Origin of the sequence: Sporolactobacillus terrae, from assembly GCF_019930545.1 — a bacterium.
Classification (GTDB): Bacteria; Bacillota; Bacilli; order Bacillales; family Sporolactobacillaceae; genus Sporolactobacillus; species Sporolactobacillus terrae.
This window is the reverse complement of the sequence record NZ_CP082837.1, coordinates 1,890,915-1,916,415: the sequence shown is the minus strand read 5'-3', so window position 1 is coordinate 1,916,415 and position 25,501 is coordinate 1,890,915. Positions and strand designations below refer to the sequence as shown.

The following is a 25,501-nucleotide window of genomic DNA, read 5'->3' as shown; positions in this document are numbered from 1 at the left end:
TCAGCCTCCAAAATTGTAGCCTTTTTTCACAATCATATAGATAAAGAGCGGTGAGCCGATCACAGAGGTAATGATGCCGATCGGTAGATCAACATTTGGTATCAGAATGCGCGATAAAATATCTGCCCAGATGAGAAAAAGACCGCCTAAGAGCAGTGTCGCCGGCAGCAACCGTTTATGGTCTGCACCGAAAAGTCCGCGGCAGATATGCGGTACAATCAAGCCGACAAAGCCGATTGTGCCGGAATAAGCGACCATGGTTCCAGTGATCAATGCAGCGAGAACCATATAAATTTTGCGATAGAGGCTTAAATTAATGCCCAATGTAACCGCTGATTCGTCGCCAAGCAGCATTGTATTGAGAATGCGGTGCTGAAAGAGAAACAGAGCGCATCCGGCAAGGACAACGCTGGCGAGAATGGGGACTTTGTCCCAGCTTGACGGAGCAAGGCTTCCCATTGACCAGAAGGCGACTTTTTGAACACCCTCGGCATTGTTGGCAAAATAAATAACGAGATTGGACATCGAGCTGTAAAACGCGCCGACCACGACGCCAGAGAGGATAAGCTTCACCGATGTAGCCCTGCCGCCGATGCTTGAGAGCAAGAGTACGGCAGCAGAAGTTAAAACTGCGCCGATAAATGCTCCGAAGGCAATACCAAAATTAGAAAGAAACGCGGCTGCTCCAAAGCCGATTAAAATAGCAACGGTTGCGCCAAGCGAAGCTCCTGAAGAGATGCCGATAATATAGGGATCCGCAAGCGGATTCTGTACAATCGCTTGCATCACGGCACCGCAAAGGGACAGACCCATGCCGATCAGCAGGGCGAAAAGCACACGCGGCATTCTGATTTGATAGATGATGTTGAAATACGAATCGTTTGTTACGCTGTCCAGAGAACCGATATGGTCAGCGGACAAAATATGAAGCATGATGTTCATCGATTGCCTGAGCGGGATATGTACTTGGCCAATTGAAACGGAGAAGACCATTGATGCCGCTATCAGGAAAAGAAGAAGGAGAATCAGTGGATAATAGAGATAAGCGCTCCCGCTTCGATGAGCCGCGCGTGTAACCAAAAAAACACCTCCAATAAGAATTGTTACCGTTTTAAATGAAAATGATTATCATTGTCATCGACTATTAGTATAAGCGAAGATCGATCATGAGACAATATTAAATACAAAGTAATCCGAATTTTTATGAAGCGTAACGGCAGCAATGATTGACCGGCTCGAATAGGTAGAAGGGAAGACGGATGGGGATTCTGAGGAAGTTTAGGATCACGTGGAGGGATGCTAAAAAAGGGCATCTCACAGCCAAAACTTACTTTTGACTATGAAATGCCCCGAAAAGTTGTTCGATCAATGAGACCATAGCTTAAACGCGCAGGCGCTTTGTTCGCCTGATCGATTCGTTCAGCAGTTATTTGTCCAGAATCTCGTTTAGTGCTTTAACCAGTTTGTCCATTTCTTCATCGGTACCCATTGTGATACGCATGAAGTTGTCAATGCGTGGTTGATTGAAATAGCGAACCAGTACACCTTTATCGCGTAATGCGTGGAAAATGATGTCTGCATTCACCTCAGAATGACTGGCAAAGATAAAGTTGGACTGAGAAGGTATAACAGAGAAACCGAGAGCTTCCAAACGTTTGGCCGTTTTTTCACGGGTTGCGATGATTTTTTGTGCCTGATCACGGTAATAGGCATCGTCTTCGATCGCGGCACAAGCAGCGGCGAGCGCAAGACGATCGATCGTATAGGAATTAAATGAGTTTTTGACTGTATTGAGTCCATTCATTAAATCGCTTTGCCCTAATGCGAATCCGACGCGAATACCGGCCAGCGATGAATATTTGGACAGGGTTCGAACGACGAGCAGGTTTGGGTAGTCGTTAATGAGTGGAACAACCGAAGTCCCGCCGAAATCGATGTACGCTTCATCGATGATGACCACCTGTTCCTGATTTGCATCCAGGATTTGTTTTACAGCTTCGATCGAGAGACCACGTCCGGTTGGCGCGTTTGGATTTGGGAGGACCACACCGCCGTTCGCGGTGCAGAACGCATCCGTCGGTACCGTGAAGTCTGCGTTCAGCGGGATGATTTTCGGGTTCAGTGAACACAGATTGGCGTACACTTTGTAAAAGCTGTATGTAATATCAGCGAAGGCAACCGGCTTTTCTGCTTCAAAAAAGGTCATGAAGCTGAAGGCAAGGACTTCATCAGAACCGTTGCCGACAAAGACCTGATCTGCATCGAGTTCAAAATGATCCGCAATTTTTTGGCGCAGCAGATCACAGTTTGGATCCGGGTAGAGGCGAAGCTGATCATTCACCGCCTCCTTGATCGCAGTCAGAACCTTTGGCGAAGGCGGATACGGATTTTCATTTGTGTTCAGTTTGACATACTTTTTATCCTTAGGCTGCTCACCCGGCACATAAGGATCGAGTTTCTGAGCAAATTGGTTCCAATAGCTACTCATGGCGCACCTCACAGTAATCAACAATTTCGTCCACGTCTATTAAGCATTCAAACGGAGCAGTTTTCTGCGGACGACCGTTCTCTTTACTATTATGCAGTATTATTGAATAAAAGCAAAAAGAAATAATTTCATATGAGTATAGGATTCGGTTGAATTGGCGACGAATGGTTTCACTCCATAAATGAAATTGCGCGAAAGTAGAAACAAAATTCAAAGGTTGAATCGTCGCTTCGGTTACTCGCTTGCCGCGGGCGCACCGCGAGCCTCCTCAGACAGGCAAGAATCTGCGGTGCTTGCTGGCACCAGAGCGCTTAGGTACAAAAAAAGCCGGAGCTTCAGGCACTTCATGCGTCTGAATGACTCCGGCTCGCTTCATTGGATTTAGTCTTAATCAGAGGACTTCATGCCCTTTTTTGAAGACCTGTTTCTTGCCTTGAACGGTTTTGATGCTTTCGAGCGGATTGTTCTCAAGGACGATGAAATCGGCAAATTTTCCGCTTTCAAGTGTGCCGTATTCTTCATCGATCTTGAGCAGCTGAGCACCATTAATGGTTGCTGCCTGCAGCGCCTGCAGCGGCGTGCACCCTGCTTCGACCATGAGTTCCAGCTCGAACGCCGAATCATTTTTAAAATCGTTGTTCGGTGTTCCGGCATCGGTGCCCATTGCTAGTTTAACGCCAGCATGTGCCGCTTTGCTGATGCTTTCCATATGTGCCCTTTTCACTTCGCGGGCAACATCAAGCATGAAGTCCGGAACTTGTCCTTCGCCGCGGTCGGAAATGCCGTAAACCGCGATGAGCGTTGGAACAATGAATGTACCTTGGTCAAGGAACATTTGAATGGCTTCATCATCGAGATAAAACGCGTGTTCAACCGAATCAACGCCGGCACGGAGCGCATTCTTAATGCCCTCGGTACCTTGAGCATGGGCATTTGCCGTTCTGCCTTTATGATGAGCTTCGGTAACTGCGGCACGCAGTTCTTCCTCGGTCAGTTGCACGTCATTCGGTGATTCACCGCCGAAAGAAACACCACCGGTAGCCATCAGCTTAATGTTGTCGGCCCCGTTTTTCAGTGCTTTGCGAGCGGCCTTGCGTGCTTCATCCGGGCTGTCAACTTCGTAGCTAATCGTGCAGAAGTGTCCGCCAGTCATTGCGAGCGGCCGTCCTGAAGCACAAATGCCTGGCGAAACAATGTGTCCGCCCTTTTCCAGTTTGGATAGTTGAATATCGACATCGAAGTCGGCACCGACATCACGAATATAGGTAACGCCGTGTTTCAATAAACGGTTTAAGTTATCAAGTGCAATTTTGGTTGCTACAATCGGGTTCAGATTCGGTGAGCCGAGCGCGTCAAGCTTGCCCGAGACATCAGAAGTGATATGTGTATGTGCATTGATCAATCCCGGCATGACGAATTTGTTTTGCAGATCAACGGTTTGATCGGCAGAGGCAGGCGAACCGGTCCCTGTTTCGATAATCTTTCCGCTTTCGTCGTCAACAACAAAGTACGCGTCGGTCTCGAAATGATCGGTTGTTCCGTCAAATAGTGAAAAGTTCTGGTACAATGTTTTTGTCATAAATGATTCTCTCCTTTAGCGATTAGATGAGTTTAAGGAAGATTGAAGCAATAATGACTGAAGCGATTGAGACTGTTGCGAAACCGCCAACGAGCATTTTCGGAAGGATATTTTCAAGCAGGTATTCTTCTTCATCAGCCGTCTTGGCGTTGTTCTTGCACACTTCTGTGGTCAATATGTAGTCGGCAGGAAATCCGAACAGCGCAGTCAGCGAGCAGGCAAACGCCATTGGCCGGCTCATCCCAAATGGTTTTGCAAGAATTAGAGATGCAAGATACATTCCTAGTATACCAAGGAGAATTAATACCACAATCTGAATAATAATCTGACCGAGCATCGCCGGCGTTGTTAGATTCAGCTGCGAGAACACATAGGCAAGCAAACCATAAATCAACCAGCTGAAGACACCGGCACGGTTTAGTGCATTGTCTTCAAGAAAACCGAATTGATGTGCGATGACGCCGAAAATCAGACAGATAACAAAGGAATTGATGACGCCGTGCATCAGTTGGGCAACGTAAAGGCTGATAACCGCAACAACTGCCACACGAACCAAAATAAATGCAGAGGTTTGATAGTCATCCGGCAGTCCGAAAATGCGTTTTGCCGGGGCATCGCTTGCTCCCTGCATCATCCGTTGCCGATTCGGATCCAGTTTCACGCTGCCACCCCGGAATTTTTTCAGCAAACGCTGACTTTCCTTTTTCAGCATTGCCGAAGTAACCGGATAACCGATCAGGCTGTGTGTAATGAACATGGATACCGGCAGTGCAACTAAGGCCGTAATCCCGGCAGCTTTAAGCCCGTCCGTCATCAATAGAGCGGCGACGAGTCCGCCCGTCAGCGGCGGAACCGCAGCGATAACGGTATGCCAGTCAAAGATCATTGAACCGACCGTCAGTGTGATCAGAATGGTACCGCAAACACCGAGCAGCGCGATGGCGACCGCTTTCCATTGGGCAATCAGCTGTTTCAGATTCATCAGCGTGCCCAAGTGAACCAGCAAAAGGGCGATACAGATTTGAACGAATTGCGAACTATAGGAAGCCTGAACAACAACATCCTTTGGAATGAACGTCCAGAACCCGATAATGAATAATACGGCAGACACAAAAACAGATGGAATATAGGCTTTTGATGCGGTGGACACCCATTCACCAATCAGCATAAAAACCATGACTGCCAAAAAACAGAGCAGAAAAGACATGATGGCGCCTCCCAATGACATTTAATAACTTAATGTGGTGAAGTGTGAGTAAATACTATCACCAGCTACCAATAAAATCAATAAAAGATTCGTAAAATAATAATTTTTTATTGTATTTTTTTTGTTCGCAAAATCATAAATGTTGTGATGAACGCGCGCAACGCATTGAACCTAGCCTTCAGGCTTCACATCCTGAGGCAAACAAAGGTGGACTTGCACTTTGCAAACGAAACGCATACAATAAGGGCAACACGAAATAAAAGAAAAAAGCAATGAAGAGGACACGAGTGATTGTTTCGGTGCACAGAGAGGGAAGGATGCTGCGAACTTCCTGACCGCGAGCCATCGCCCACCACCTCGGAGTTTCAGCGGTGAATGCGAGTAGCCGCTGACGGCAGCGCCGTTATTGGATTAAGTGCCGCAGTCTTTTTGATTGCGGAAGCAAGGGTGGAACCACGAGCAGAAACACTCGTCTCTTATTGAGGCGGGTGTTTTTTATTTTTCAAAGGAGTGAAAGTCATGTCATCTGTATCATTAACGTTCCCGGACGGCAATGTACGGGAATTTCCAAAGGGCGTCACTGCAGAACAAGTTGCAGAATCAATCAGTAACAGCTTGAAAAAAAAGGCGGTTGCCGGTAAAGTCAACGGAGCGCTCTACGATTTAACGCGGCCGATTGACGCAGATGCTTCAATTGAAATTGTTGTACAGGATTCCGAAGACGGTCTGGAAATCATGCGCCACAGCTGCGCACACCTTCTTGCTCAAGCCTTAAGGCGGATTTATCCGGATGTTAAATTGGGCATTGGTCCGGTAATTAAGAATGGCTTCTATTACGATGTTGAAATGGAGCACTCGCTCTCCAAAGAGGACTTCCCGAAGATTGAAAAGGAAATGAAGAAGATCGTTAGCGAAAATTTGCCGATCGTTCGCAAGGAAGTCAGCCGCTCCGAAGCGATTGATCTTTTCAAAAAGCTTGATGATCATCTGAAACTTGAATTGATCCGTGATCTGCCGGAAGACGCCACGATTACGATCTATTCGCAAGGCGACTATGTCGACCTGTGCCGCGGACCACATCTTCCGTCAACCGGTAAGATTAAAGCATTCAAATTGATGAACGTTTCCGGTGCTTACTGGCGCGGTGACAGCGATAATGAAATGCTGCAGCGGATTTACGGAGTTGCTTTCCTGAAACAGAAGGATCTCGACGCGCACTTGCATTTTCTTGAAGAAGCGGCAAAACGAGATCACCGCAAACTCGGCAAACAACTTGAACTGTTCATGTTCTCTGAAGAAGCGCCAGGCATGCCGTTCTATCTGCCGAATGGTCAGATTATCCGCACGGAACTGGAAAACTTCTCACGTGAACTGCAGCGTCAAGTGGACTATGATGAAGTCCGCACGCCGTTAATGATGAATCAGCGCCTCTGGGAAAACTCAGGGCACTGGGATCACTACCATGAAAACATGTACTTCACCAAAGTCGATGATGTCAATTATGCGCTGAAACCGATGAACTGCCCGGGACATATGCTGATTTACAAGGATGATCTGCATTCGTACCGCGACCTGCCGATTCGGATTGCCGAATTCGGGCAAGTTCATCGTCATGAATTAAGCGGGGCACTGAACGGAATGCTTCGCGTGCGCACGTTCTGCCAAGATGACGCGCATATCTTTGTTCGTCCGGATCAAATTGAAAGCGAAATTAAAAACATCTTCCAATTGATCAGCAAGATCTATCAAACCTTTGGCTTTGAATACACGGTTGAACTGTCAACCATGCCGGAAGACCACATGGGCAGCTTGGAAATGTGGCAACAGGCAGAAGCAGGGTTGAAGCGTGTGCTTGAAGCAATCAATCAGCCGTATATGATTAATGCAGGCGACGGCGCATTCTACGGCCCGAAAATCGACTTCCATATTAAGGATGCCATCGGACGTGAACATCAATGTGCGACGATTCAGCTTGACTATCAAATGCCGGAAAAATTCGACCTTACGTACGTTGACGAAAACAATGAAAAGGTACGCCCGGTCGTGATTCATCGCGCCGTTTATGGGTCGCTTGATCGCTTCTTTGCGATTCTGATCGAACACTTTGCCGGCGCTTTCCCAACTTGGTTGGCACCGACACAGGTTGAAGTGATCCCGGTTGCCGATGTGCACATCGATCACGTGAAGAAACTTGTTACGGATCTGAAAAAGGTCGGTATCCGAGCTCATGCTGATCTGCGCGGCGAGAAGCTGGGTTATAAGATTCGCGATGTTCAAACGCACAAGATTCCTTATGCACTGGTTATTGGTGATCAAGAAATTGCACAGAATGCCGTCAACGTCCGCAAATATGGACAACAGGAAACCAATACCGTTGCCTATGATGAATTTAAGGCAAACATTCTTGCAGAAATTAAGAACAGAGTCACAAAAGTACCGCAAGCATAAACCGTTATAAGAACCAAAGAAGCAGACGGGGATAAACCCATCTGCTTCTTTTTTGCACTATAGAAAGTATAAAAATTCCACGGATTATAGTATAAGGGCGTTCATTAACCTTTTAAAACGCAGCATACGCATTGCCTGATTCCATTAGGGGTTTAGCTGTTATTTGCGTTGGTCTAACTTTTTACTGATCTCATCAAGTTTGTCGAGAATTTCTTTGTTCCTGCGTTTTGGCAGGCTGATGACCAAATATTTAACCAGAAAGGCAACAATGAAGATGGACAGTGCAACGAGGATAAGTGTGATAATCAGTTGAAAAATAACCGTACCCAAACTAAATGAGAGCATATTCATCCCTCCGTGTGTGGTATTCTAATAGCCTAGTATAGCATTGCGCGATTTGAAGCAAAACAAAAAAGCCTCCATGTGAAGGCTTTTGTCTCAGTAAGAAGTCGTCCGAATTGCGCGTACATCTCGTGTTGCTGCATGCACCGGTAGCATGCAATGCGGCACAACGTCATGAACTATCCGCTTTTCTCGTGTACCGGAGCATTTCTTACAGATCCAGATGCTAACGCTGCTGCAGACGCGGCATTCTAATTTCAATGAACGGCTCTGTGAAAAGGCGTACAGGGCGGCTGGCGAGCAGATAGCAGAGCGCCAAGGACGCGGTAAACAAGAACGAATATTGATACAAATGCTCAATATTCTTGTAGAGTGGAAACAGCACCATTGTTTTAATGAAAAAGCCGTGCAGCAGGTAGACATACAGAGTGTTTTTGCCAAGGGCTGTGAACGAAAACCGTTTCTTTGGGATCAGCGCCATGAAGGCGAAGATGGTTAAGAAGCTGATGCCGTAAACAAAGAGACGTGTGATCCCGCCTTCCAGATTTGAAAGCCCAAAGGTATGGTAGGACGAATCATGAAGCACCCAATCCTGCAGATCATCCGGGAACACATAGTGGCAGGCCAGGAAGACACCGATGAATACGAAAATGCTGGCGACGCGCGCCGAAGTTCGTGTCAGCAGCTGCATAAACTGCTCTTTCTTTACGAGGTAACCGAGATAGAAAAACGGGAAAAACGCGAGCGTCCGCGATGCGCTGAAATCCGTTTCAAACGTATCAAAGAATCCCGCGGCAATACCGAGCATGATCGCGATAGGCAACCCCAGTTTTCCCAATCTAGAAAAAGGAATAATCATTAATTTCCAGAACAGGATGCTGACAAGGAACCAAAGCGTCCAATGCGGGGATACTAAATCAATTTTAAAGACTTTTTCATAACCGGTCATATAGTAAAAATACGAGTAAGCAACTTGAAAAATAAAATAGGGAATTAATGTTTTCTTCACAACATTTTTCACATAACCGGGTTTACGAAAATGCTTCGAAAAATAACCGGATATAAGAATAAACGCAGGCATATGGAAAATAAAAATGAATGTGTACAATGAGTTAATCACAGGAATGTCACTTTTCAGGTTGGTGAGACTGTGACCAAATACAACAAGCAAGATTAAGAAGAACTTGGCGTTATCAAAATAACTGTCTCTGACTTTCGTCATCTTTTTCTTCTCTCCCTTTCCAGTGGTTATCCTATCTGTTTCGTTTCCTCTCGCAGTAAATTCAGTGTTGTCATCGATTGATGATCCGATTGAAAAAAGCATGTAATACTGTAATGGGAATGCCAATCGAATCGACGTTGATCCGTTTATTTTTGCAAAATCAGATTAATTTTGACTTAAAAAAATGCGCACAAAAATTTTGCGCACAAAAAAGACATCCCGATTCGCTTGCCTTTGCTCCAGTCGTCACCGGATCGAAGAGAATCGAGAAGCAAGATATGTTATAGCACATTTGAAAAACGGTTTCAATACGTATTTTTTTACAAGAATATTACTTTTTTGGCGGAGAAAATGGTGGATGGCTGGCATCGGTCAAATTAGAAAACTTGGCTTTGCCAAGCCTCTGGCGAAGGCAAAGTCGCCGCCCGCGACGGCCATGGACGGCCTAGTGTTCGGTGAGCCGCAGGCCGCGGCGTTCTACCGAACCACTTACACTCGTTTCCTTAAATCTTTTATTTTCTATACTTTCTTACCAGTGTGAAAAAGCAGCCCCATTTGTCGGGGCTGCTTTTTGAGAAGACTTTTTAGATTTCGGAAAGTTTTTTCAGATGTTTTTCCGAGATGGCTTGTACTTTTTTTATGCGATTGGTGTACTTGTCGATACCGTTGAGTACATCGGTATGCATCCAGACATTGACGATTTCCAAGGCGATTCCAGATCCGATAATCTTACCGCCAATGCACAGAACGTTGCTGTCAGTGTGCTGGCGAGCCAGCTTGGCACAAAAAGGGTCTTGGCACACTGCTGCGTTCAGACCATAGATTCGGTTGGCGATCAGCGCGCTGCCGTAGCCAACCCCATCGACAAAAATGCCGCGTTCTGCTTCACCCTTTGCGACTGCGAGTGAGGCGGGATAGACATAGTCGGACAAGTCGCAGGATTCGCTGCTGTCTGTTCCGAAATCGATCACTTCATGTCCTTCATTTTCAAGCCATGCTTTGATTTCGCCTTTTAATGCGTAACCGGCATGGTCGCTTGCCATTGCAATTTTCACGATGAATACCTCCACAAGATACAGATTCTCAAGGTTCGTCCTTGTTTATTATAATATAGGATCGACGAAGAAAACGCATCGACTTAAAAAAAACGATGCTTGCGCTGCTTCACCGTTCATTCATTAATCTAAAAGAATGCCGCTATCGTAGACTTATTTGGCGTGCGTCATCACCGACACCGGCGCACCGGAATGTTTTGGCACGTCAAGCGTCCCAAAGACGCGGATCCAGCGGATGGATAGGCGAGAACTTCTTTGTTCATCCTTGCAAAAGATAAGAAATGGTGGTTTAATAAATATGCAAAACGTAATTGTTACGATTTATAAATTAAGAAAGGAGTTTTGTATGGCAAAGAAATCAAAAGTCGTTAAAGAACATAAACGTGAAGCAATGGTCGCAGCGTATGCAGAACTCAGACGTGAATTAAAAGAGAAGAAAGATTATGCGGCCCTTTCCCAATTGCCGCGTGATGCATCACCGACGCGTTTGCATCATCGCTGTCCGCTTACGGGACGACCGCATGGTTATATGCGCAAGTTCAATATGTCGCGGATTGCCTTTCGTGATTACGCCCATAAAGGCCAAATTCCCGGCGTGAAAAAAGCTAGCTGGTAACTTCTTCGGATGATGGGTCAGAAGTACTTGACAATGAGAAAGAGAATTTGATAAATTTAATAGTGCATTTAAATCGTAATAATTACGTTTTGTTATACATAGGATTCATTAGGAGAAGCGATAGATGATGAGACAATACAAAAGACGGCCTATTTTTTTGCTTATAAGTATTTTTAGTTTGCTCCTCGGCCTTCTTGCCGGGTGCGGAGGTCCCTCCTCACAAGAAGGGGCTTCAAATAAAATTATGGTCGTTGCTGCTGAAGATTTCTATGGGGAAGCGGTTCAAGCAGTTGGCGGAAAGCGCGTATCGGTAACGTCGGTCATTAACAAACCAAGTATGGATCCGCATGACTTTGAACCGACAGCCGCTACGGCAAGGGCGGTTAGTGATGCAAAACTAGTCGTTTTCAACGGCATTGGTTATGACGGCTGGATGAACAATCTCGTGAAGCAATCTAAAGCGCAGACGACGATTCGTGTTGCTGAAGACGTGATGGGTAAGAAAGACGGCGACAATGAGCACCTTTGGTACAATCCCGAGACAATGCCGAAACTGACCAACGCTATTGCAGAGCAGCTTTCTAAAATTGATGAGAAGCATGCAGTGGAGTACAAGAATAATGCGAAAAAGTACATTGAAGAATTAAGGCCAATTCAAGAGAAAGTTGCCGCATTGAGCAAACATGCCGATCATAAGAAGGTTGATGTATCCGAACCGGTTTTCGATTACATGGTGCAGGCACTCGGTTATACGATCGCCAACAATCATTTCGAAACGGCGGTGGAGCAAGAAAGCGATCCTTCACCGAAAGATATCGCCGCAATGCAACAGGATATCAAAGAGCAACGGATTGCATTCTTTGTCAGCAACATCCAAGAAATCAGTCCAACAGTGAGCAAAATGATGATACTCGCTGATCAGCATCATGTGCCGGTGGTTAAGGTGACCGAAACACTTCCGAAAGGAAAGAACTATAAAACATGGATGCTGGATCAACTTAGCCAAATTGAAGCGGCGCAAAACTGACACTAACCACAGTGGCCGTTTGAATCGGAGCAAAAGTAGCACATGGTTCTTCTCTGATTCTCTTTTTCTATCATTGATAGAGAGGTCTCTGCCTTCAGCGCTTAAGATCACTTGACAAAGTAAATCGAAATCATTACTATTTATCCAGTATCTATAGGTCGAAAGCATACTGGGTAGGACTGCTCTATTTATTGATAAACTTATTGAATAACCATGAATCAGCAGCACGAATGGTGTTGATCGGAGGGCTTCTTATGCTGCGCCAGCTTCAAATTCATCAACTCCAAGTCCGTTTTAATGGGGAACAAATCTTGAATGATCTTTCGTTTAAGGTAGCACCAGGAGAGTTATTTGCCATAATCGGTCCGAATGGAGCAGGAAAGTCAACGTTGTTAAAATCAATACTGGGATTGATTCATCCACAACAGGGTGATGTCTCAATTCTTGGTGATCATAGAAAAGTCATTGTCGGTTATGTGCCGCAGTCGCGGGTGATTGACGATGAAACACCGATCAGTGCAAGCGATTTTGTTTCATTAGGTCAAATCAGCGGCTTCTTGCCTTGGCTCTCGCGGAAAGAAAAAAAAGCGCTGAATGAAATCATGCAGTTTACCGATACGAAGCGATTGGCAAATAAGCCGATTGGAACCTTGTCCGGCGGAGAGCGGCAACGTGTTTTTCTGGCTCAGGCACTTGTTCGGAAACCGGATTTGCTGCTGCTTGATGAATCAACAGCAAATCTCGATCCTGAGGCGCAAATTCAAATGATGGAACTGGTCAAAAACGCGGCTAAAGAATGGGGTGTCACCGCCCTCTTTATCTGTCATGATCTGCAAATGGTCGGCACTTATGCAGATCATGTTCTGCTTCTGTCACGGCAAGGGTACAAAACGGGTCATCCGGAAGATATTCTGCATGACCGAAAATTGATGACAACGGTTTTTCATGGATCATCTTCGGAGAACGGCACCATGCATCATGTGCCGACGGAGTCCGAGCTGCCGCTCGCCGGTTTTCCGCAGTGAGTCAAACATCTGCGAGCTGCCTTAATGCACTGGAAAAATGGGGGAAATTGAATGTTTCAGTATGATTTTATGCAGCACGCGTTTATCGCCGGCACGCTGATAGCGATGATGTGTGGTGTGATTGGTGTGTTTATCATTGCGCGGTCGCTTTCTTTTATTGCGCATACCCTGTCGCACATTGGCTTTGCCGGTGCCGCTTTCTCCGCTTATGCAGGGATCGATCCGCTGCTTGGCTTGCTCCTGTTTACGATTGCGGGGGCAGTTGGTGTCGGTCAGCTCGGCGTTCGCATGTATCGGCGTGACGCATCGATCAGTGTTATCCTAAGTCTGGCACTTGGACTGGGCATTTTATTCCTGTCGCTCGGGAATATACAAGGCAATTACTCGCGCACACTTTTGTTTGGCAGTGTTGTCGGCATCGATATGCAGGATATCTGGCAGATTGTTTTAATTACTGTTCTTGTCCTTGTTGTACTTGCAGTTGGCTACCGCTGGCTTAAGTTTGACTCGTTTGATCAGGTCGGCGCACAATCTGCGGGATTACCAATCCGGCTCATCTCGATCGGTTTTCTCCTGCTGATGGCAGCGGCGACAAGTGTGACCGTTCAGATTGTCGGCGCTTTGCTCGTCTTTGCGTTAATGACGGTCCCTGCCGCCGCCGCACGCTTCTATACGCAATCTATTTTCGGCATGATTCTGATTTCAACGCTCATTGCGGTACTCAGTGTTTGGTTCGGACTTATTGCCGGCTATTATACAAATGCACCAATCAGTTTTTTCATTGTTTTCTTCAATGCGATCAGTTACTTTTTCGGCATGTTCTTTCATCGAGTCAGGGAGCGGCGCCGCGTGCTCGCACCATAAATGAAAAGCGGGTCAAGAGTGGTGCTCTTGATCCGCTTTTTGATCTTTCGTCAGATAGCTCCAGCCTTCTTTTTGATACAGGAGATTTTCTTTCATCAATTGGCCGAGCGCTTTTTTGAAGTCGCCTTTGCTGATGCCGAATCGCTTTTTGATGTCTTCAGGCAGACTTTTATCCCAATAAGGCATGGCTCCATCACGGCTGTTCATATAGGCAATGATCTTTGCCGCATTGTCGTCGATTCGCTCGTAAGTGCGCGGCTTCATCGATAAATTTAAGCTGCCGTTTTCTTTGACGGCAATGACGCGGCAGGTAATGACTTGGCCGATTCGCAGTGTGCCGCTCTGTTCGTTGTTATGAACGAAGCCGAGATAGCCCTCTTCGCTGATGACATGGATTCCATCCTCAAGCTGCCGGTAGACCGTCGCTTGGATCGTTTTGTTCTGCATTGTTTCGGGAGCAGGAACCGATTGCGTTTGCATGATCTGTTCATCGGCCAGACGAGCGAACAGGCGCTTCTTTTTGTCCAGTTTCAGGCTGCAGAAGACGCGTTCGCCGGGCTGCGGCCAGTAGATGGATTCATAAGGAAGGTCATCTTTTGAGAGCAGGAGATCCTTGCTCGTTCCAATGTCGAGGAACACCCCGTATTTCTTATGCTGGGAGACGGCAGTTGCCCAGTCGAAGGCATCAAATCGAACCGTTGGGATGGTCATCGTAGCGGCAATCCGCTGCTGGTGATCATGATAGAGAAATACGGTCAGCTTATCTTTTTCGTTCAATGGTTCGGTTACATCATGTTCGTGAAGCAGCACTTCCTGGTTGCCGTCGGTTAGAAAATAGCCGAACGGTGCTTTATGTGAAACCTCGAGCGTTGTAATTGTTCCGGCGGTTAGTTCAGACACATTGTTTCCTTCTTTCTTGCATTTCCTGATTACGATTAGTTCCATTATAGCATGTGTCTTCCTGAATTATTCATAGCCTAATTTGCTAACTGGCCAAAACGCTTTCCCCACAAGGAGATAACCCTTTTCGTTTTTTCACCGATTAGGTGAAAAAAGTTAATGAAAAAGGAACCATTCCTTTGTATGATAATAGGTGACTAAACCAAAAACATACAAGGAGGTTCCTCATATGCTCAGTGTAGAGGAAAAGTCGTGTCAATTCAACAGGAAGATCAAAATCAATTTTACCGGTGGCGAACTTTCTTCCGACAGCGGTCATCTGATTTTTAAAGAATTTGATGAAAAACTCGGTTTCTCAAAAACGCTGACTCACCATCTGGTGCTGAACGATTCGCGCAAAAGTCCGGATTATTCCAATGAGCAACTTTTGCGCCAGAAGATCTATCAGCTGCTGGCTGGTTATTCTGAAGATGATGCAGCGGATTCATTGATTCACGATCCCGTGTTCACTCAGGTTGTTGAATCACCAACACTTGCGTCACAGCCGACACTCTCCCGTTTTTATGATCGCTTTGATCCTAATGCTCTGGATCAGCTTGGCATGGCCAACCAAAAATTACTCGACAAAGTTCACCGCTATCGCAAGAATCCAGCACTGATCCTTGACTTGGATTCCACCCATGTTGATACGTATGGAAAGCAAGAATCCTCGGACTATAACGCGCATTACGGTACGATCGGCTTCCATCCCTTGGTGGCGTTTGATGGGGCAACGGGTGATTTTTTGAAAGCGAAACTGCGTCCTGGAAATCGCTATACATCGCATGGCGTTGTGGACTTTGTCCGGCCGATTCTCGAACACTACAACGAGCACTTTCCAGAAACCACGCCGCTCGTTCGCGCTGACAGCGGTTTTGCCACACCGGACCTCTACGAGGCGTGCGAAACAGAATCCGTCTACTACGTGATTCGGCTGAAGACCAACGCCGTGCTTCAACGGATGGCCGAAGAACTTCACCCGAATGATTCACCAACCGGTAAAACTCAGTGTTACTATGAAGAATTTGATTATCAGGCGAAGTCCTGGGGTAAGCCAAGACGGGTTGCCGTTCAATCCATTCGCCCGGCCAATGAACTTTTCTTTACGCATACCTTTATCGTGACCAATCTGGTTGAATGCTTCTCCCCGAAACAGGTCTTTCAGACTTATCAGAAACGAGGGACGATGGAAAACTACATCAAGGAAGCCAAATCCGGATTCAGTCTGGATCAACTGTCTAGTCACAAATTCGAAATTAACGAAGTCCGATTGATGCTCAGTCTGCTCGCCTACAATTTAACGAACTGGATGCGGACGATGGCATTCCCAAAAAGACAGAAGGCCATGCGAATCGAAACCATCCGAACGCGGATCGTCAAAGTGGCCAGTAAGCTCGTCCGGTCAGGACGATCCCTTTATTTCAAGCTGTCTTCCAGTTTTGTCTATCAGGCATTCTTCTGGAACGTGCTCAACCGGATTCAACAACTTCACATCGAGTAACAAAAAAACACTCAGCTCAAAATTCAAAACGGGTTCATCAGATCAACGGGGGAAGTCTGTCTCAAAATGGCCTTCTTTTACGTGAATGTTCAGAAATTGATCTTCAAGGTCATTTTTCCATTCAAAAAATCAAGTGAAATCAGGTTGGCTGCATCCTGGTGAGCAAAATCCCGAAAAAACGGCAAGCGGTGAATAATTCAGGATCCAATTAATTTTAGACACCTAGAACAGAAACTGAATCAGACTCAGGCAGATAAATACGTGAAAAAGCTGACCACCAAGGCTTATATCCTGCTCTTTCTCTATGCTCAGCTTCATAAAGAAGACTGCCTGCGCGCTTTGTCGGACTGTGTCCTGAATCAACATCTTCAACGGGCCACAGGGCTTTCTTCAATCAGCGCCGCTCAGCTCTCAAGAAAAAATAACACGGTGGATCCCCAACTCTTGATGATGCTCTTCTTAGAACTCGTTGCCAAGATGAAAGGAAAACCTGTGCCGGATTCGAAAAGGTTGCTGAAAATCGTTGATTCCACGACGATCACCATGAACCCGAACCAATTCCCATGGGCACATTTCCGCAAAACAAAGGCAGGAGTTAAGCTGCACCTTCGCCTCGTGTTCCTGGGCAAGGGACAGGTCTTTCCGGAAAAAGCGATCCTTACGTCAGCCCAGATTCATGATCGTGAGGAACTGGATGCCTTGGTCGATGAGGAGGCCATGTATGTCTTTGATCGCGGCTACATCGACTATAAGGCTTTCGACCGTTTTTCGGACAATGGCATGTTCTTTACCTCTCGTCTGAAGAAGAACGCGGTCACGCAGACCATTCGCAGCTACGCGGTTCCAGAAGGTGGGGCGATTCAGTCAGACCAGATGATTCTGCTGGGTGATGCGCTTCATCAGGCGGAAAACTTCTTTCGTCTGATCGTGTCTCAGGATGATCAGGGACGAACCATCCGGATCATCACCAATCGTTTTGATCTTCCAGCAGAGGAACTCGGGACGATCTACCGGGAACGTTGGGCGATTGAACTCTTTTTCAAATGGCTCAAGCAACATGTCCGTCTGAAAACCTTCTATGGTCAGAGTGAAACCGCCGTTCACAATCAAATCATTTTGTCACTGATTCACTACTGCTTATTTCTTCTGGTCCATCAGGAACTCGAGACGAGTGCTTCCCTGCTGCAGATCAGTCGGTGGCTCAAAGGGATGCTTTGGTACCCTGCGAAAAAATGGCTCCATCGTCTTCAGTTCCGGACAAGGAAAGAGAACGTGAAGACTTAAAAGAGACCACAAAAACCTGTCACTCCGGATTAAATGGATAATATTGTAAAAATGGAATGGAGCACCTTTTAGGGACTCACTGGCTTTTTTAATCACACTAGAGAAATCAATCATCTGAATATTTTGGTAAAAGGAAATCAATATGTTTATGCAACGCTAGTAATGTCAAAATAATAAGTGTCTACTTGATTATTTCCCACACTTTTTTCCCTTGTCTCGCTTTCCGAATGGCCATATATCCAGCCTTGCACACGTACATACCGGCATCTTTATTAAATTGAAATTCATCTTCTTTTTTTCGGTTTCCTTGGGTCACCATGGGGTTCAATTTTGAGACCAATTCCATCTCGTTTGCTTGAGTATAGCTAATATTGCTTTTTTCGGAGTAGGCGGCATCACCTATGATTGTTTTGACATCAATTCCTGCTTGAACACTTTTGTTAATTAACATTTACTGAACCAATAGATTTTTTGGATTTTCTGGTAAATTCGCTTCATAATAATGGAAATTTCGAGTGAACGGGAACTTTTGTTCTTGAAAAAGCAAAAAAAGCGCAGAGAAGCCCGAGGCCACTGAAAAACTTACGTTTTTCTACGGTAGGTAGTTAATGCTGACAAAAATGGTGTAACTGCTAAACTAAAATCAACAGATTCTGCTAAATAGAAATGAACACTTTTCGCTAAATAGTAATCCAGATAAGTTATAATCGTTTTTCAACATGATTTGTCTGGAGGATTCGAAAGGTGGAAAAATTACTCTTGTATGTACAGGTTCATCAATTGAGTGAACAAGGATTCAAAGTGGCGAAAATCGCCAAAAAACTGGGTATTTCAAGAAATACTGTTTATAAGTTTTTGAAAATGTCTTTTGAGGAAGCCAGTGATTGGGCGAATTCTCTTAGTCAAAGGAGGAAGAAGCTCGATCCCTATCGGGATCAAATGATAAGTTGGTTAAAAGAACATCCCGACCTTTCTTCCGCCCAAATTGAGGATTGGTTGAAGGAAAAACATCCGGGCCTAACCATTGGAGGGAGCACCATTCGATTATTCGTCAAAGATCTGAGGGAAATCTACCATATCTCAAAAGAGATACATGCTCGTAGTCATGAAGCGGTTGATGAACTTCCAATGGGATATCAGGTTCAGGTGGACTGGGGAGAAATAACGCTTAAAAACGTACTGAACAAGGAGGTGAAGCTCTACTTTATCACATTCGTTCTGTCTCATTCTCGATATAAATATGTGGAATGGCTGGGAAGACCTTTCACCACAAAAGATACGATTCGATGCCATGAAAATGCCTTTGCTTATTTCGGGGGCATGCCGGAGGAATTGGTTTATGACCAAGATCACTTAATCACGGTCAGTGAAAATGCGGGTGACGTTATTCTGACCGGTGAATTTCAGGCTTATAAAGAACAACGTAAATTTCGTTTACATCTATGTCGAAAAGCAGACCCCCAAAGTAAAGGGAAAATAGAAAATGTTGTCAAGTATGTTAAGTATAATTTTGCCAAGAACAGGGTCTTTACGAACATCGATACATGGAATGAAAAAGGCATCGCTTGGTTAGAACGGACAGGGAATTATAATGTACACAATACAACAAAAAAGAGACCGGCTGAAGTGCACGCCCTCGAAAAGCAACACTTGAAACCAGTCTCTCCGCTGCTCTCCATTGAGAGCGACTATAGTTCCAGTATAACAAGAACTGTCTGTCCAGACAATGTCATCAAATATAAATCCAATCGTTATTCCGTGCCATAATAAAGGATTTTTTTATGCGCTGACCTTCTTAATTTCGAACATTCCTAGTATTATGAATCATCACATTTAATTCCTGCAACGCTAGCATTTTGACATCAATAAATGTCACCATTGCCCTTTTCGAGAGGGGTGCTATAAAAAAGGATCAAAGAGCAAGACCTATTCGATCAGTATTAAATCTGATGACATTCGAAACAAATAGAATTTCAGAAAACCGACTACTTTAAAGAAAAAGCAAAAGAACGTTATAAAATAGAAGCTAAAAACAGTGAAATATCCGACTGCCATAATTTATTTCGATGACTTTTTTGAAAACGTCTGACAGCGCCGGCCGTTGACTGATAGAGACGCATTTGCCTTGAACTATAGCCTCGAGCGGTTAACCTTTCCTGAAGCGTGGAACGCTTGATCTCACCCGGTTTCGCTTTTCCTTCCCATTCGAGAATTTGAATGATTTGACGGACACTGCGATGAGGCGCTTCTCTTCTTAAAAGAATAGCCTGTTCCAATAGATCTCCGTTTAGGTTCTTTTCCTGATTTACAGCCTTTTTATTAGGCTTCAATCCTTCAAACCCGTTGGATCGATAACTGGCTAAATAACGCCGGATCGTTCGATCGGACAATCCACTTTTTTCACAAATTTGTTTCTTCATTTCCGCTACTTTAGCTGCGTCTAAGTCCTCCGACAGCAGGGGTGCAATCAATTGAAAGCGATTCGCGGCGACTTCATCCCATTTCCCAGATTTCTTCATGATTTTTCCTCTCCTTTTTAGGCCTTCATCATGAAGTTTAATCACGGGTCAGTCGGACAAAAATGCGGAACGGGTCTGTAGCCACAAATTCACATTGACAATCGGTTTGGTCATTTGCGACAGCCAACCTGGTCCATCGCCAAAGATCCGTCCAACACGTTCGAGTACGGTCAGAGAATCCTTGGACGGCGAATTCTCTGGGTCTATATCCAATTGAAAGCGAAGGTCAATGGAACGAAGACAAGCCAACCAATACTCAATAAAATCAAGGAACCAACGGTTCCAACGAAACAGAGTCGAATTATCCACAGCAACATCTACTTGATCAGATTGTGAAACTACCCGTTCAAAACAACTGACTTCATAACGCTTATAAGGAAGCAGTAAATCAGGGAGTTCATGATGAATCGTGCAGCAGTCACATCAAGCACATGGTGAAGTCCGTTTTCATTTCCCCAATGCTGGCGAACGGCTTTGGCGAGTGTTTTGGCATCACTGGGAAGTGAAGACAGATAAAACTGGTGTTCCATGCTGACCTGATCACCAATCTGCCGTTCAGACTCAATCATACCGATACTTTTGAAATCGTTCCATTCTTCTTTTTGATCCAAAAAATCAATGGCATCGGTCGTCCGGTAACGACGGATATCGATACGACCATGACTCTTTTCGACCTGTTTAGAGGAACGAGTGTGATCATTTTGAAATTGTTTTGCACAAAACAAATGATTGAAGATGTTTCCATGGCTGGGATTGCCAGCGTTTTAGGGCAAAAAGGCCTCTAAACCATTCATCAGCACCTTGAGCAAGCCATATCCCAATTAAACCGAGTCCAAAATGAATGCCCAATAAATAGCTCAGTCCCACAGCAATACTCCACATGGAAATGACACCAATGACAACGGGAAATCGGACATCTCCGGCAGATTTTAGCGCGCCCATGAGCACGATATTGATAGCTCTGCCAGGTTCAGTGACAAGATTGATCCAAAGTATAGGGATACCTATTGAAATAATGGCAGATGTTGTGGTAAATAAGCCTAATATAAAAGTCCCAGAACATGCAACGATCAATGAAACGAGAATCGATGAACTCACTGCAATGAGAACGGTTTTAATGCCTCTCTTGTAGGCTTGTTGGGATTGGCGACCACCTATATAGCGCGCAATCATGAGTTCGGTTCCTTGTGCGACGGAAACAGAGAATAGATAGCAAATCATGGTGATATTCATGATATAAACGCGCGCGGCAAGAGTATCTGAGCCAATCCTGACCACCAATGCTGTAATAATTAATTGTGACAGTTGGTACGAAAGCATTTCTCCTGCTGAAGGAATACCTATTGAGAGCAAGTCACGAATATCTTTGCGGCGAGCATGATAGCAATCTTTATATGAGAAACGGATGTTTAGTTTTCGCCAGATGACTAGAAAAAGAATAGTTACAGCAAAGAGACGAGCTACGACCATGGCCCACGCGACTCCGCTGACCCCGGTAACGGGAAGCCCCAAAGGCCCGTTGGTTGCCACAATATTCCCAAGGACACTGATCAGATCCATAAGGACGGTGATGATCATGACTTCTTTTGTAAACCCATGGCTACGCAAAATCGCACTCATTGCCAGAGAAAGCGATTCCAAAAAAAGGGAAGCACCACAAATGTGAATGAATAAGCGTCCATCTTGAAAAATCGTCCCCTTTAATTGAAACAGTCCAAGAAAATGTTCTCCGAATAAGACGACAATTATTGAGATCATGATGCCAAACCAGAAATTCATAAAAAAGACTGAATGTGCAATTTGATCTGCGTGGTGAAACTGTTTCGCACCAAGATTTTGCCCAATGAGAATGGTGGCACCAATTGAGGTCACATTAAAAACAAGAATAAAGAAGCTGAGCAGCTGATTGCCAACCCCAACACCAGCAGCAGCGGCATCAGAAAATCGTCCAAGCATGAGCGTTGCAATGATCCCCATGGCCATGCGAAGCGCGATTTCAATAAAAATGGGCCAGGTAATTTTGAACAGGGTTTGTTTTTGATAATTAACGGGTCTGCTATTCACGTATCAAACCAATACTGAAATGAAAAATGCATGCGGCAAGAAGTCCCGATCCATTTCGATCTATTCAGCACAGGTAGTCACCTCACTCTCTTTAGTGGGAACACTCAGTTGTTTCACGGTTCATCAAGGTATCATAAATCATATCTCAGCAAATGTAAACGATTTTTTACTGATAATGGTATAATCTTTGTGAGGATACGTGTGGAAGAAGGGGAAAAAATGGCAACATTGTCAGATGTGGCACGCCGTGCAATGGTTTCAAAGATGACTGTGTCACGAGTAATCAATCATCCAGAGCAGGTGTCACCTGAATTACGTCAGCTTGTCTATAACTCGATGAAAGCCCTAAACTATGTACCTAATTATGTGGCCCAAGCACTGGTTCATCACCGTACCCAGGTCATCAAATTATTGATTTTGGAAGAAATGGATACCACTGAACCTTACTATATGAATTTACTCGCTGGAATTGCTGTTGAACTTGATCAACGTCACTATTCTCTGCAACTTGTCACGCGTAGTTCGCATACCATATGCAGATGCGATGGCTTGATTGTGACCGGAATGCGAGAAGATGATTACGAATCGATTATTTCACGATTGGAGCAACCCGTCATCTTATTTGGAGAAAACATGAAGGGCTATGACTATGTTGATGTTGACAATAAAAAAGGCATGAAAATAACAACGGAGCACGTCATGGCGCAAGGATGCTCGAATATTTTATTTTATGGGATTGATATTGAAGAACCCTTTATGCTGTCTCGAATTGCAGGTTATGAAGAGACCATGAAGGGGAAGAAACTGTTGCCGCAGATCAACTTAATGAAGAACAGTTCACATATTGCCCAATTTGAGGCAGAAAAAGTGTTGAAAAAAATATCTGAACGCGTTGCTTTTGTTTGTGCCTCTGATCGATTAGGCATTGGTGTCGTTCATGCAGCCCAACGGCTGGGTATGGCGATTCCTGATCAGGTGATGATTACGGGTTTTGATGGAGTATTTCTTGATCGAATTGCGCAACCTAAATTGACTACCGTTCGTCAGCCTATTGTGGAGATGGGGAAAACATGTGCCAAGTTATTACTTGATAAAATTGATCAAGACGGCAGAAGCCAAGGAATTTGTGTGTATAAACCTGAACTGGTCATTCGAAACACTACGGTTCATTAAGAGACGTTAGAGGCACATGTGAAGGACATACAAAAGATCAGAATTTAAACTTATTTTGGTCATGGGCACGGGATGAGGAATGGTTTAGATGATGAATTGCTGAGATGACCTTAAGTGATCTGCCTAACGAATGCTCTTCAAAATGATTTGAACAGCATTCTCTGTTAAATATCCAATAATAATGAACGCGAGTCAGTTAGGAATCATTGTGACGATGAGCCTGACCTAATCCGATGGAGCTTTATTCAGTAGCATAAGAGCTTCGGAAAGGGACAGATGCATCGTCCTTTTTTATCACCTGTTTGTGACTATGCTTCACGAGCAGACAGAACGATGTGAAACAATGCAGGTTAGAGGGAGGTTGGCATGTATTTTTTGTTAACGGTAACAAAGTGATTGATGATTGTTATCTATTAATGCACATGCTAATTTTAAAAAGGGGGAGGTGATACAAGATGGATAAGCCATGGTGGCACCAGGCAATTGTCTATCAAATCTATCCGAAAAGCTTTAAGGATAGCAATGGAGACGGTATTGGTGATCTTCAAGGGATTATTGAAAAGCTGGGTTACATTCAGTCTTTAGGGGTTAATGTTATTTGGGTCAACCCAATTTTTAAATCGCCTCAAGTTGATAACGGCTATGATGTAAGCGATTACTTTGCAATTGATCCAAAGTTTGGCACGGATGTCGATATGGAACAATTCATTGCTGAAGCAAAGAAAAGAGGGCTGAGGGTGATTTTCGACTTAGTTTTGAATCACACCTCTGATCAGCACCCTTGGTTTCAGGAAGCAAGAAAAAGTCTTGATAATCCTTACCGAGATTTCTATATTTGGCGAGATGGAAAAGGTGGTAGGGCACCGACGAACTGGGCTTCCTTTTTCGGTGGAAGTGTCTGGACATATGAACCGTTGACAAAGCAGTATTATTTTCACTTATTTGATCAGAAGATGCCCGATCTTAATTGGGAAAACCCTCGCGTGAGGGCTGAACTTTATAAGATGGCGAAATATTGGCTGATGAAAGGAATCGATGGTTTTCGACTCGATGCCATTATTCATCTCGCTAAAGATCGGCGCTTCCGCGATTTTCCTAATCCTGACCCTAAGGGAAAAGTGGTGATTGCTGAATCCTGTTATGCGAATTTACCCAGGGTTCATGATTTTATTCGCGAATTTAGCAAAGAAATGAAGCGAATAAAACCCGATTGTTTATTGGTTGGCGAAGCCGCGTCAGCGGATGTGGCACTTGCCAAAAAATATTCGCGTCAAGATCGTTTTGAATGCGACTGTGTTATTTCATTCAAACATTTGGACACGGTTACATTAAGCGACGAACCACAAATACCTAAAGAATGGCAGAAAGAATGTTTTGATTTATCTGCTTTTCGAAAGATCATGCGTCGTTGGCAGGAAGATCTTTATAATGAAGGATGGCCGGCCCTATTTCTAAATAACCATGATATGCCGCGCATGCTCTCAAGATTTGGTGATCCGGTTCATTATCATTTTGAAAGTGCCAAGTTGCTAGCAACACTGATCTATCTGCATTGGGGGATGCCCTTTATCTTTCAGGGTGAGGAAATTGGGATGACGAATTTAATGTTAGATTCAGTTGACGATTATCATGATTCGCAGCTGACCGCTTCGGCAGAAGTTCTTCACCATTTGGGTTATAGCAACGATGAAGTCTTGCAACGCGTGCATGCACGATCCAAGCATACCTCACGCGGTGCAATGCAATGGAATGCGCAGCTGTTTGCCGGATTCTCAGTGGCACGTCCATGGATGGGGGTGAATCAAGATGATCCTAAGATCACGGTTCAAGAGCAGGAAAATGATCCACACTCGATTCTTAACTATTATCGTCGCCTATTGAAATTGAGAGCGACTCATCAAGTCTTTGCTGAAGGAATCTGCCATATTCTAGAGGAGAAAAATCCGCATATTTATGCCTATAAACGCCAGTTGGAGAAAACGGTTGCATTGATAATCTGCAATCTTTCCAGTCAGGAGCAGATAGTTGATCAATCGGATCTTTCTTCATACACTTGCTTGCTCAATAATTATGGAAAATCAACATGCGATCAAGCAAATCAGATGGCACCTTACGAATGTTATGTATTGTTTAAGGAATGAGGAGGAG

At 44.8% G+C, this 25,501-nt stretch carries 21 protein-coding genes, 4 pseudogenes and 1 other annotated feature; of the genes and pseudogenes, 12 read left to right on the top strand and 13 right to left on the bottom strand.

What is annotated here, in order from left to right; translation table 11 throughout:
* The 4 genes from K7399_RS09055 to K7399_RS09040 form a co-directional block, all read right to left on the bottom strand.
* Positions 1 to 993 (bottom strand): FecCD family ABC transporter permease, encoded by a 993-nt coding sequence (locus K7399_RS09055; protein WP_081791692.1) that lies wholly within the window; start codon positions 991 to 993, stop codon positions 1 to 3.
* A 433-nt stretch (positions 994 to 1,426) separates the two neighbouring features.
* Positions 1,427 to 2,488 carry a histidinol-phosphate transaminase gene (gene hisC / locus K7399_RS09050; RefSeq protein WP_028975661.1) on the bottom strand — a complete coding sequence of 354 codons (1,062 nt, stop codon included), beginning with the start codon at positions 2,486 to 2,488 and terminating at the stop codon, positions 1,427 to 1,429.
* Positions 2,489 to 2,879: 391 nt separating this feature from the next.
* Positions 2,880 to 4,067, bottom strand: coding sequence for a metal-dependent hydrolase family protein (locus K7399_RS09045; RefSeq protein ID WP_028975660.1), 1,188 nt, complete (start codon positions 4,065 to 4,067; stop codon positions 2,880 to 2,882).
* A gap of 22 nt (positions 4,068 to 4,089) precedes the next feature.
* The gene (locus tag K7399_RS09040) at positions 4,090 to 5,274 is read right to left on the bottom strand and encodes a hypothetical protein (RefSeq protein WP_028975659.1); all 1,185 of its coding nucleotides are present in this window, start codon (positions 5,272 to 5,274) and stop codon (positions 4,090 to 4,092) included.
* A 263-nt stretch (positions 5,275 to 5,537) separates the two neighbouring features.
* Positions 5,538 to 5,754: a binding site (T-box leader), on the top strand.
* Positions 5,755 to 5,793: 39 nt separating this feature from the next.
* Between K7399_RS09040 and thrS the strand changes: the two genes are divergently transcribed.
* Entirely contained in the window at positions 5,794 to 7,722 is a 1,929-nt protein-coding gene (thrS, locus tag K7399_RS09035) for a threonine--tRNA ligase (protein ID WP_028975658.1), read from the top strand.
* A 159-nt stretch (positions 7,723 to 7,881) separates the two neighbouring features.
* Here thrS and K7399_RS09030 read toward each other — a convergent pair whose 3' ends face one another.
* Positions 7,882 to 8,067: a DUF4083 family protein gene (locus tag K7399_RS09030; protein ID WP_010027353.1), complete on the bottom strand. Its 186-nt coding sequence runs from the start codon at positions 8,065 to 8,067 to the stop codon at positions 7,882 to 7,884.
* Positions 8,068 to 8,290: 223 nt separating this feature from the next.
* Positions 8,291 to 9,286 (bottom strand): acyltransferase family protein, encoded by a 996-nt coding sequence (locus tag K7399_RS09025; RefSeq protein ID WP_028975657.1) that lies wholly within the window; start codon positions 9,284 to 9,286, stop codon positions 8,291 to 8,293.
* Positions 9,287 to 9,644: 358 nt separating this feature from the next.
* Between K7399_RS09025 and K7399_RS09020 the strand changes: the two genes are divergently transcribed.
* Positions 9,645 to 9,827: a hypothetical protein gene (locus tag K7399_RS09020; RefSeq protein ID WP_028975656.1), complete on the top strand. Its 183-nt coding sequence runs from the start codon at positions 9,645 to 9,647 to the stop codon at positions 9,825 to 9,827.
* 43 nt (positions 9,828 to 9,870) lie between these two features.
* Here K7399_RS09020 and K7399_RS09015 read toward each other — a convergent pair whose 3' ends face one another.
* Positions 9,871 to 10,341, bottom strand: a complete 471-nt coding sequence (locus K7399_RS09015) for an RpiB/LacA/LacB family sugar-phosphate isomerase (protein ID WP_028975655.1) — start codon at positions 10,339 to 10,341, stop codon at positions 9,871 to 9,873.
* Between the two features lie 346 nt (positions 10,342 to 10,687).
* On the opposite strand from K7399_RS09015, the gene rpsN reads away from it, so the two are divergent.
* The 4 genes from rpsN (at position 10,688) to K7399_RS08995 (ending at position 13,873) form a co-directional block, all read left to right on the top strand.
* A complete protein-coding gene (gene rpsN / locus K7399_RS09010) occupies positions 10,688 to 10,957 on the top strand; it encodes a 30S ribosomal protein S14 (protein ID WP_028975654.1) in 270 nt (89 codons plus the stop codon).
* Positions 10,958 to 11,081: 124 nt separating this feature from the next.
* Positions 11,082 to 11,984 (top strand): metal ABC transporter solute-binding protein, encoded by a 903-nt coding sequence (locus tag K7399_RS09005; protein WP_028975653.1) that lies wholly within the window; start codon positions 11,082 to 11,084, stop codon positions 11,982 to 11,984.
* A 254-nt stretch (positions 11,985 to 12,238) separates the two neighbouring features.
* Positions 12,239 to 13,009, top strand: a complete 771-nt coding sequence (locus K7399_RS09000; RefSeq protein ID WP_051577721.1) for a metal ABC transporter ATP-binding protein — start codon at positions 12,239 to 12,241, stop codon at positions 13,007 to 13,009.
* A 51-nt stretch (positions 13,010 to 13,060) separates the two neighbouring features.
* Positions 13,061 to 13,873, top strand: coding sequence for a metal ABC transporter permease (locus tag K7399_RS08995; RefSeq protein ID WP_028975652.1), 813 nt, complete (start codon positions 13,061 to 13,063; stop codon positions 13,871 to 13,873).
* 12 nt (positions 13,874 to 13,885) lie between these two features.
* Here the strand turns inward: K7399_RS08995 and K7399_RS08990 are convergent, their stop codons facing one another.
* Complete coding sequence (locus K7399_RS08990) at positions 13,886 to 14,773, bottom strand: CvfB family protein (protein ID WP_028975651.1); 888 nt, start codon at positions 14,771 to 14,773, stop codon at positions 13,886 to 13,888.
* Positions 14,774 to 15,002: 229 nt separating this feature from the next.
* Here K7399_RS08990 and K7399_RS08985 point away from each other — a divergent pair, with 229 nt between their 5' ends.
* Together K7399_RS08985 and K7399_RS08980 are read left to right on the top strand one after the other, a co-directional pair.
* Positions 15,003 to 16,313 (top strand): IS1380 family transposase, encoded by a 1,311-nt coding sequence (locus tag K7399_RS08985; protein ID WP_028977669.1) that lies wholly within the window; start codon positions 15,003 to 15,005, stop codon positions 16,311 to 16,313.
* Positions 16,314 to 16,505: 192 nt separating this feature from the next.
* Positions 16,506 to 17,597, top strand: coding sequence for an IS4 family transposase (locus tag K7399_RS08980; RefSeq protein WP_028977391.1), 1,092 nt, complete (start codon positions 16,506 to 16,508; stop codon positions 17,595 to 17,597).
* A gap of 161 nt (positions 17,598 to 17,758) precedes the next feature.
* Here K7399_RS08980 and K7399_RS08975 read toward each other — a convergent pair.
* Positions 17,759 to 18,048 (bottom strand): annotated as a pseudogene (locus K7399_RS08975) (IS5/IS1182 family transposase); the annotation flags it as partial.
* A gap of 293 nt (positions 18,049 to 18,341) precedes the next feature.
* Here K7399_RS08975 and istA point away from each other — a divergent pair.
* Together istA and K7399_RS08965 are read left to right on the top strand one after the other, a co-directional pair.
* Positions 18,342 to 19,361, top strand: a pseudogene (gene istA, locus K7399_RS08970) (IS21 family transposase); the annotation flags it as partial.
* An 88-nt stretch (positions 19,362 to 19,449) separates the two neighbouring features.
* Positions 19,450 to 19,667 (top strand): annotated as a pseudogene (locus K7399_RS08965) (transposase); the annotation flags it as partial.
* Here K7399_RS08965 and K7399_RS08960 read toward each other — a convergent pair.
* The 4 genes and pseudogenes from K7399_RS08960 to K7399_RS08945 all read right to left on the bottom strand — a co-directional run.
* Positions 19,637 to 20,116: pseudogene (locus tag K7399_RS08960) on the bottom strand (helix-turn-helix domain-containing protein); the annotation flags it as partial. The pseudogenes K7399_RS08965 and K7399_RS08960 sit on opposite strands and share 31 nt — an antisense overlap.
* Positions 20,117 to 20,164: 48 nt before the next feature.
* Complete coding sequence (locus K7399_RS08955) at positions 20,165 to 20,500, bottom strand: hypothetical protein (protein ID WP_236628087.1); 336 nt, start codon at positions 20,498 to 20,500, stop codon at positions 20,165 to 20,167.
* Positions 20,455 to 20,841, bottom strand: coding sequence for an ISAs1 family transposase (locus K7399_RS08950; protein WP_051577967.1), 387 nt, complete (start codon positions 20,839 to 20,841; stop codon positions 20,455 to 20,457). The genes K7399_RS08955 and K7399_RS08950 overlap by 46 nt, the downstream gene beginning before the upstream one ends.
* Positions 20,813 to 22,180 (bottom strand): MATE family efflux transporter, encoded by a 1,368-nt coding sequence (locus K7399_RS08945; protein ID WP_028977394.1) that lies wholly within the window; start codon positions 22,178 to 22,180, stop codon positions 20,813 to 20,815. The genes K7399_RS08950 and K7399_RS08945 overlap by 29 nt, the downstream gene beginning before the upstream one ends.
* A 219-nt stretch (positions 22,181 to 22,399) precedes the next feature.
* On the opposite strand from K7399_RS08945, the gene K7399_RS08940 reads away from it, so the two are divergent.
* On the top strand, positions 22,400 to 23,353 hold the full coding sequence (locus tag K7399_RS08940) for a LacI family DNA-binding transcriptional regulator (protein ID WP_028977395.1): 954 nt from the start codon (positions 22,400 to 22,402) through the stop codon (positions 23,351 to 23,353).
* A gap of 455 nt (positions 23,354 to 23,808) precedes the next feature.
* Positions 23,809 to 25,494 (top strand): glycoside hydrolase family 13 protein, encoded by a 1,686-nt coding sequence (locus K7399_RS08935; protein ID WP_028977396.1) that lies wholly within the window; start codon positions 23,809 to 23,811, stop codon positions 25,492 to 25,494.
* The last annotated feature ends 7 nt before the right edge of the window (positions 25,495 to 25,501 follow it).